Annotated in this window: 1 protein-coding gene; it reads right to left on the bottom strand. The window is 73.0% G+C overall.

Features of this window, described 5'->3' with window-relative positions; all coding sequences use genetic code 11:
• Positions 1-1,291, bottom strand: a 1,291-nt coding sequence (gene cofG, locus LQV45_RS33305; RefSeq protein ID WP_308288967.1) for a 7,8-didemethyl-8-hydroxy-5-deazariboflavin synthase CofG, incomplete at both ends; no start/stop codon positions are given.

Genomic DNA, 1,291 nt, shown 5'->3' with positions numbered 1-1,291 from the left:
GCCCCGGGGCGTCCTCCCGTCGCGGAATCCCCTCCCGTGGCGGGGGCGCTCGCTGCGCCGGCGCCTGTCGCCAGGGTGCCGGCCGCACCGGCGTCGCCGCCTGCCGCGGCCGGAATCACATCGGCCGCGAGGCCCGTGGCATCCGCCAACGCACGCACGGGGACGTGCAGCGCCGGGTCGATCCAGCGGTCGGCGTCGCGCACGTACTCGGCGTGCGCCGTGAGCCGCTCGCGCAGTGCGAAGCCGCCCGCGGCCGTCTTCACAGCGAGGTCGTCGATGTGCGGCCAGGGGCGCTCCGGGTTGACGTGGTCGGCGGTCAGCGGCGATACCCCGCCCCAGTCGTCGATGCCCGCCTCGATCAGCAGCCCGAGCTCGCGCGGGTCGGAGAGGTTCGGCGGCACCTGGATCCGCATGTCGGGGCCGAACACGAGCCGCGCGACGGCGACCGTGACGAGGTACTCGTGCATGTCGGCATCCGGAGCGCCCTGCATCGCGGTGCGGGGCTTCGCGCGGAAGTTCTGCACAATGACTTCTTGCACGTGACCGTGGCGGTCGTCGAGATCGCGCAGGGCGACGAGCGACTCGGCGCGGTCGCGCACGGTCTCGCCGATGCCGACGAGGATGCCGGTCGTGAACGGGATGCCGGCGGCCCCCGCGTCATCGATGACGCGCAGCCGCAGGTCGGGGTCTTTGTCGGGGGAGCCGAAGTGCACCTGACCGGGCTCCTCGTAGAGGCGGCGCGACGTGGTCTCGAGCATCATGCCCATGGACGGCGAGACGGGGCGCAGCGCCGCGAGCTCGTCGGGGTGCATCACGCCAGGGTTGGCGTGCACGAGCATGCCGGTCTCGGCCGTGATGAGCCGTGCGATGTGCGCGACGTAGTCGATCGTCGAGGCGAAGCCGTGCGCGTCGAGCCACGCGCGGGCCTCGGGCCACCGCTCTTCGGGGCGGTCGCCGAGCGTCAGCAGCGCCTCTTTGCAGCCGAGGGCCTGGCCCTGCCGCACGACCGTGAGCACCTGCTCGGGGCTCATGTACGCGGGCTTGCGGAGGAGGTTCAACTGGCCGGGCGTGTCGACGAAGACGCAGTAGTGGCAGCGGTCGCGGCACAGGGTCGTGAGGGGGACGAACACCTTGCGCGAGTACGTGATGACGTGCGGACGCCCGGCACGCGCGAGACCCTCGTCGCGCAGGGCCGAGGCGTGGCGCGAGAGGACGTCGAGCGGCGCGTGCAGCAGTCGCTCGGTCTCGTCGACGTCGGGGCGGTACCCGCCGCGCACGCGCTCGAGGAGGT

Source organism: Microbacterium sp. Bi128 (assembly GCF_918698205.1).
This window is presented reverse-complemented; position numbering and strand designations above follow the sequence as displayed.